General features: G+C 58.5%; 8 protein-coding genes. 2 read left to right on the forward strand and 6 right to left on the reverse strand.

What is annotated here, in order from left to right; translation table 11 throughout:
• Positions 1 to 37: 37 nt before the first annotated feature.
• Genes rlmM through EHO01S_RS18895 form a run of 4 tightly spaced genes read right to left on the reverse strand, consistent with a single transcriptional unit; the run spans position 38 to position 2,873 of the window.
• Positions 38 to 1,162 carry a 23S rRNA (cytidine(2498)-2'-O)-methyltransferase RlmM gene (rlmM, locus tag EHO01S_RS12485; RefSeq protein ID WP_024524268.1) on the reverse strand — a complete coding sequence of 375 codons (1,125 nt, stop codon included), beginning with the start codon at positions 1,160 to 1,162 and terminating at the stop codon, positions 38 to 40.
• Positions 1,155 to 1,550, reverse strand: a complete 396-nt coding sequence (locus tag EHO01S_RS12490; protein ID WP_024524269.1) for a DUF423 domain-containing protein — start codon at positions 1,548 to 1,550, stop codon at positions 1,155 to 1,157. The genes rlmM and EHO01S_RS12490 overlap by 8 nt, the downstream gene beginning before the upstream one ends.
• Positions 1,551 to 1,561: 11 nt before the next feature.
• A complete protein-coding gene (locus EHO01S_RS12495) occupies positions 1,562 to 2,509 on the reverse strand; it encodes a transcriptional regulator GcvA (protein ID WP_024524270.1) in 948 nt (315 codons plus the stop codon).
• A 34-nt stretch (positions 2,510 to 2,543) separates the two neighbouring features.
• Entirely contained in the window at positions 2,544 to 2,873 is a 330-nt protein-coding gene (locus tag EHO01S_RS18895) for a hypothetical protein (RefSeq protein ID WP_148707561.1), read from the reverse strand.
• A gap of 165 nt (positions 2,874 to 3,038) precedes the next feature.
• Between EHO01S_RS18895 and csdA the strand changes: the two genes are divergently transcribed.
• Entirely contained in the window at positions 3,039 to 4,247 is a 1,209-nt protein-coding gene (gene csdA / locus EHO01S_RS12500) for a cysteine desulfurase CsdA (protein ID WP_024524271.1), read from the forward strand.
• A complete protein-coding gene (gene csdE / locus EHO01S_RS12505; RefSeq protein WP_024524272.1) occupies positions 4,244 to 4,708 on the forward strand; it encodes a cysteine desulfurase sulfur acceptor subunit CsdE in 465 nt (154 codons plus the stop codon). The genes csdA and csdE overlap by 4 nt, the downstream gene beginning before the upstream one ends.
• On the opposite strand, the gene tcdA is transcribed toward csdE, so the two are convergent.
• The gene (tcdA, locus tag EHO01S_RS12510) at positions 4,669 to 5,499 is read right to left on the reverse strand and encodes a tRNA cyclic N6-threonylcarbamoyladenosine(37) synthase TcdA (RefSeq protein WP_024524273.1); all 831 of its coding nucleotides are present in this window, start codon (positions 5,497 to 5,499) and stop codon (positions 4,669 to 4,671) included. The two genes, csdE and tcdA, sit on opposite strands and share 40 nt — an antisense overlap.
• Positions 5,500 to 5,599: 100 nt before the next feature.
• Positions 5,600 to 6,751 carry a murein transglycosylase A gene (gene mltA / locus EHO01S_RS12515; protein WP_024524274.1) on the reverse strand — a complete coding sequence of 384 codons (1,152 nt, stop codon included), beginning with the start codon at positions 6,749 to 6,751 and terminating at the stop codon, positions 5,600 to 5,602.
• Positions 6,752 to 6,970: the final 219 nt, after the last annotated feature.

Raw genomic sequence — 6,970 nt, forward strand, 5'->3', positions numbered from 1 at the left:
GCCGTCCCCCAAGGGAGACAGCATCGCTGGGAAAGGCTTAGCGCGCCCGCTCGTGACGGCGGAACTCTCGCTCATCACGCCGTCCGGGAATCGCGCCCCAGACGCGCCGTACATGTACCGTCACCTCTTCGCGATCGTGGTACAGTTGTTTGGCGGCGATCTGCGCGTTAATACCGTTCTCCTTTAGCGCTTGAGCCAGGATCGCCAAGTTATGGCTCACCTCTTCATAGCGCTTCTTCATCGGTAGCTTGAGGTTAAAGATCGCCTCGCGACACCAACCGTTAACCAGCCAGCGTGCCATCAACGCCGATACTTTGGCCGGCTTCTCCACCATGTCACACACCAACCAATCGTTATCCCCCTCCGGGGTGAAACGGAACCCGTCGGCGCGATGGTGGGTCACCTGACCGGTTTCCATCAGGCTCGGCGCCATCGGGCCGTTATCGATGGCTTGTACCATCATGCTGCGCTGCACCAACTGATAGGTCCAGCCGCCGGGGCAGGCGCCGAGATCGACGGCCCGCATGCCGCTCGCCAGACGCTCGTCCCATTCATCGTGAGGAATGAAGATATGGAATGCCTCCTCCAACTTGAGGGTAGAGCGGCTGGGGGCATCGGCTGGGAATTTCAGACGCGGAATCCCCATATAAAACGGCGAATTATTATCGCTATAGGAGTAACCGACATAGCAGCATCCCGGGGCGATAAACAGCACATGCACCACCGGGCGGTGAGGATTCTCCTGGCGCAACAGGGTTCGCTGTTCGCGCAGCGCCGCACGCAGCGGTACGGTAAACTTGCGGCAGAACTTCATCAGTTCCTTGCTTTCATTAGTGTCCGGCACCTCGACGCGGAGTTCGCCAGCCCCCTCGACGACCCCCAGCAGCATGCCACAGATCGGGGCGATGCGATCCTCCGGCGGCAGATCCTTAAGCAGCTCTCCGACCACCAGCATCTGGCGGGCAAAGATCAACTCACGGAACGGCAAGCTACGCGCCAGCTTATCTGCCTCTTCAGGCTGATAGCACTCGAACAGCACATAGCCGCTGTTCTCTTTGACCCGTGCGAAGCCATATACCTCCAGGGCCGCCGCCTTATCGGTAATCTCGGCGGCACACTCTTTTTCAAAGCCGGGACGGCAATACAAAGCAAGTCTATTCATGGCGTTCCGCCCTCTTTCCCATGCGCAACGCGCCAATCAACATCAATACCCAGCCAATCAGGAAGCAGGTGCCACCGATCGGCGTGATGTATACCCATATCTTCAACTGCGACAGCGCCAGGCAGTAAAGACTGCCGCTGAACAGCACGGTTCCCAACGCCAGCAGGGCGCTGCTCCAGTAAAACCACAGATTGCTGCGCCGCACCATCAGCGCCGCCAATCCCAGGATCGCCAGCGTATGTACCGCCTGATACTGGAGACCGGTGTGTAGCCAGGCCATCTCTTTGACACCCAGCGTATTTCCCAACACATGGGCGCCAAAGGCGCCCAATGCCACAAAGACAAAACCGCTGATCGCGGCGAACATAATCATGGAGCGACTACCCATTACGCGACCCTTTACGCTTTTTCTTGGCGCGTACCCGCGCCCTCTGATTCATAACGGAAGCGGAACGTCTCCTGCTCCCCGGCAGCTCTCGCCAGTATCCACTGACGGAAGGCGGCTATTTTACCCAAATCCGCCTGCGCGTCCTGGCAAACCAGATAAAAGGCATTCTTACTGATCAGCACATCGTTAAACGGACAGACTAAACGCCCAGCCTCGATCTCCGTCTGCGCCATCACGTTATTGACCAAGGCAATCCCTTGACCATGTACTGCGGCCTGCACCACCATGGCGCTATGGCTGAAAATGGGCCCCTGCTGCACGTTAATGTGCTGTAAGCCCAGTTGGCGGGTATAGGCCAACCAATCACGCCGCGAGGTATCATGCAGCAGCGTATGATAAGCCAGATCGCTCGGATCTTTTAGCGGATGTTCCCCCAGCAACAACTGTGGCGAACAGACCGGCATCAGATACTCGGCATATAACCGCTCCACCCGCAGCCCCGGCCAGTGCCCACGGCCATAAAAAATCGCCACGTCGACATCGTCTGCCAGCTTGCCCTCCTCCCGATCGACCGCCTGAATACGTACGTCGATGCCGGGATAGGCGCTGTTAAAACCGGACAGACGAGGCACCAACCACTGGATGGCAAAGCTAGGCGGCAAGCTGACGGTCAACGCCCCCTTAGCACTCCGCGCCTGTAACTTGCGCGTCGCCTCGTTCAAGGCCGAGAAGATCTCTTTGATATCCAAATAATAACTCTGTCCCTCCTCCGTCAGCAGCAATGAGCGGTTACGCCGGCGGAATAGTTTCAGCCCGAGGAAATCCTCCAACGATTTGATCTGGTGGCTGACCGCGGCCTGCGTCACAAACAGCTCCTCGGCCGCCTTGGTGAAACTGAGATGGCGTGCGGCGGCATCAAAGACGCGCAACGCATTCAGAGGCGGTAATCGTTTTGACATATGAGATCGCTTATTATCAAGTGGTTACTCTCAATTAACCATTTAGCAACAGATTAGTTTTTTTTATCCGAGCCATTATAATTTGTCCGTTGAGGATAGACCAGCAAATACCTATAGTGGCGGCAACTTCCCAAGCCGGAACGAAAAAGCAGGAATGAATCGTTTCAGGAATGCTTTTGGCTTTGTGGTTGTGATGTTGTGTTTGCAAGTTGTCTGACGCGTTATCAGACATGGCGGTCGCGTAAGCACTGCCGTTTTTCACTTCCTGTACATTTACCCTGTCTGTCCATAGTGATTTAGTAGCACCGCCCGTTGCGGTGCTTTTTTTTCGTCGCTCGTCGATATGAAAAGCCCACGGAATCACTTCATCATCGCCGTCCCACGGTTTAAAATGCCGGCCATTGAGGCCCTGCGCGATGCGCCATTTCCTCGAGGTGATGCCACTGTACGTCTACGCTCGGATTAATCCTGTTAATCCAGGCAAGGCGACGCATCGCCCTTTTCGCGCTGAATTACTGAGATCCTGCCCATGACCTTTGACTTTATGGCCTTGCGCCGCGACTTCCCCGCCCTGGAGACGGAGGGGGTCTATCTTGACAGCGCCGCCACGGCGCTAAAACCGCGCGCGCTGCTGGAAACCCTGCACCACTACTACGCCACAGAGGGGGCGACGGTTCACCGCAGTCAACATGCCGCCGCCCGTCGCCTGACCGAACGCTTCGAGCAGGCCCGACAACAGGTAGCGACATTGCTCGGCGTCGATACGCAGGAAATCGTCTGGAGCAAGGGGGCGACCGAAGCGATCAATCTGGTGGCGCAGAGCTACCTGCGGCCACGCCTCCAGCCCGGCGATGAGATCTTGGTCAGCGAGGCGGAGCACCACGCCAACCTGATCCCCTGGCTAATGGTCGCCGAACAGTGTCAGGCCCGAGTCGTCAAACTACCGGTGGATAGGCGCGGTCTGCCCGATCTGACGCAACTCCCCGCCCTACTCGGCCCACGTACGCGGCTACTGGCGCTGGGGCAGATGTCCAATGTCACCGGGGGTTGCCCAGATCTGGCACTGGCCATCGCCCAGGCCCACGCCTGTGGCTGCGTAGTACTGATCGATGGCGCTCAAGGCATCGTCCACCATCCTCTGGATCTCCATACCGCCGACATCGACTTCTATGCTTTTTCGGCCCATAAACTGTACGGCCCTTGCGGGTTAGGGGTACTGTATGGCAAACGTGCCCTGCTCGACAGCATGCACGCTTGGCAGGGGGGCGGTAAGATGCTGACGCACGCCGACTTCAGCGGCTTTAGCGAACAATGCGTACCGCATCGTTTCGAGGCGGGCACCCCGAACATCGCCGGAGTACTTGGTTTCGCAGCGGTCCTCGACTGGTTGTCGGGCCTCGATCGTCAAGCCGCCGAACGTCACTGTGTACAACTGGCACAGCAAGCCGAGACGGCGCTCAGCGCCTTGCCCGGCTTTATTAGCTACCGCGCCCCAGGCAGCCCGCTGCTGGCGTTTAATTTTGTCGATGTCCATCACAGCGATCTCAATACCCTCGTCGCCGAACAGGGCGTCGCGCTGCGCAGCGGTGCCCACTGCGCGGCACCGCTGATGCAGGCATTGGGCGTTAGCGGCACGCTGCGCGCCTCCTTTGCCCCTTATAACACCCCGGACGACGTACACGCATTACTGCAAGCCGTCCGTCGTGCCCTATCACTGCTCACGGAGGATCCGCGATGAACGCGCCTCATCCCTTTGGTCGCCAGATCAACGCACAGACGCTCCGCCAGCGCTTCGCCCCGCTCAATCAGTGGGAGGATCGCTACCGTCAATTGATCATGCTGGCGCGTGAGTTGCCACCGTTAGACGAGGCGCTGCGTACCCATCAGGCGGAGCTGGCTGGCTGTGAAAATCGCGTCTGGCTCGCAGGAGAGTTGCTAGAGGATGGCACCCTGCATCTGTACGGCGACAGCGAGGGACGTATCGTCAAAGGGCTGCTAGCAATTCTGCTAACGGCGGTGGAAGGCAAGACGCCTGCCCAGGTGTTAGCCAGCGATCCGCTGGCGCTGTTTGCCGAACTCGGCATCATGGCGCAACTGAGCGCCTCGCGCAGCAGCGGCCTAAGCGCCCTGTCACAGGGCGTTCAGGCCATCGCCCGCCGCTATGCCACGGGTGAAACCGGTGAGACGGTGGCGCGTTGAGCGCGCGCCAGCAGTTTCTTCAACGCATGGGATACCGCCACGAAACCAAAGCTGGCGGTCACCATGGTCACCGCGCCGAAACCGGCGCTACAATCCATGCGCTTCGGCCCCTCGGCGGTGCTGCGCTGAGCACAGACGCTGCCGTCCGGCTGGGGATAGACGAGCGCTTCGCTGGAGAAGACGCAGTCGATACCCAGTTTTCCCTTGCTGTTTTTAACCACGCGGTGATCCGCCTTCAAACGTTCACGCAACTTGGCCGCCAGCGGATCTTGAATGGTCTTCGCCAGATCGACCACCGCGATACGCGTCGGGTCGATCTGACCGCCGGCCCCGCCGGTAGTCACCACCGGGATCTTGTGGCGGCGACAATAAGCCAGCAACGCCGCCTTGGGACGCACGCTGTCGATCGCATCGATCACATAGTCGAATGATGGCGCAAGGATCGTCGCGACGTTCTGCTCGGTGATGAAATCATCCACGCAGGTCACCCGACACTCCGGATTAATCTCGCGGATACGCGCGGCCAACGCCTCCCCTTTCGGTTGTCCGACGGTGCTGCGTAACGCCTGGATCTGGCGGTTGGTGTTGGTCACACAGACATCGTCCATATCAACCAGAGTTATAGCGCCGATCCCGCTCCGGGCCAGTGCCTCGACGGCCCAAGACCCCACACCGCCCAAACCGATGACGCAGAAGTGAGCGCCGGCGAAAGTTTCCAAAGCCGAACGGCCATATAGCCGAGCGATACCACTGAAGCGTTGCCAGTAGGCGTCAGAAAATGGTGCGGTCATGGGTGCTCTCCCTCAAAGCATGAAAACTGCCGGGCAGTATAGGGGATGGAGAAAAAAACGAAAGGGGAGCGATGCGCCCCCCGTTAACACGATGCCGCTGTCAGTTACGCACCAGCATCTGCGCATCATCGTGACGCGCGGGCTGAGGGTGGTAGGCATTGAAGAGCGGCCCGCCGCTCTGCGGCGTCTTCAATAACCAGACGCGACCATAGTGGTTATAGTAGCCGGCCCAATGCCCGGCTTCGGGGCCGATACCTTGATAGATATCGAAATGCTGCCCCTTGATGGCACCACCGACATCCAGCGCCACCATCAGACGCATCTGGTAGTGGCCGGTAAACTTACCTTGTTGGTTCAATAAGGGCACCTCGGCCAACAGGATCGAACCGGGCGGGATCAGCGAGCGATCGGAGGCGACAGAGGCGCGCGCCACCAGCGGCACCCCGCTGGCGCCTTTCACCGGGGCAAATTGCTCTGGTTTGAAGAAGACAAAGGAAGGATTCTGCTCCAATAACTCTCGCACCTCTGCGCGACTATGGGTGGCGGCCCACTGGCGGATCGCCTGCATCGACATGTCCGCCTTGGCCACCTCGCCCCGGTCGATCAATACCTTACCGATGCTACGGTAAGCATGACCATTCTTGCCGGCATAGCCGAAGAAAGTCAGCGGCTGACCATTGCCGTAGTCGACATAGCCACTACCTTGCACCTCCATCATAAAGTTATCCATCAGCGAGTTGCTGTAAGCGATCTCCAGATTGCGATTATCCAGGGCACCATTGTAGATAGCCGAGCGTGCCGGCAAGCGGCCACGTTTATGCGGCATGCGGTACAGCGGGTATTGAAATGCCCCCTGTGGCGTCTTGCGCGCCTCGACCACCGGGGTGTAGTAACCGGTAAACTGCACGTTCCCGAAGTTATCGACCCCCTCCATCTGGTAAGCGTTGAGACCGAACTGCGCCAGTTGGCGCGTATCGGCTCCGGCCATCAGCCATTCAGTGACCGCCTCAAAACTACCGGCGTGACGGGTATAGAGCGAAGGCGAGGCCTGGCGGATCGCCGCCACCTGAGCGACGAAATCCTTGCCATTGACCGGCTTTCCCTGCGCATTCGGATGATTGACCAGCGCCAACGGCTGATTGAGGGTTCCATCCTTATATTGCTGACCGCGATCCGTCGGTCGGGAGGAACATCCCGCCATCAGTGCCACGACTAACCCACATACTGCGTACTTTCCCCAACGCCCTTTCATCTCTCGCCTTCTTACTCCGTTGCTCACAATGACCACTGGCGCACCATAACAAACCCCTATCGTGAAAGGAATTGAAGGGCATAAAAAAATCACGCCACGCTATAACATGGACGAAATTAAGCCGATATGCCGGATATTCAGGCGAATGAAGCACGGATGAGTGATGTTTATCAAAAAATTCTTGCATCCCGTCAGATGGCGTGTATTATTCGCCCTCAT

It is taken from the genome of Edwardsiella hoshinae NBRC 105699 = ATCC 33379, assembly GCF_000474215.1.
In the GTDB taxonomy this organism is placed as follows: Bacteria; Pseudomonadota; Gammaproteobacteria; order Enterobacterales; family Enterobacteriaceae; genus Edwardsiella; species Edwardsiella hoshinae.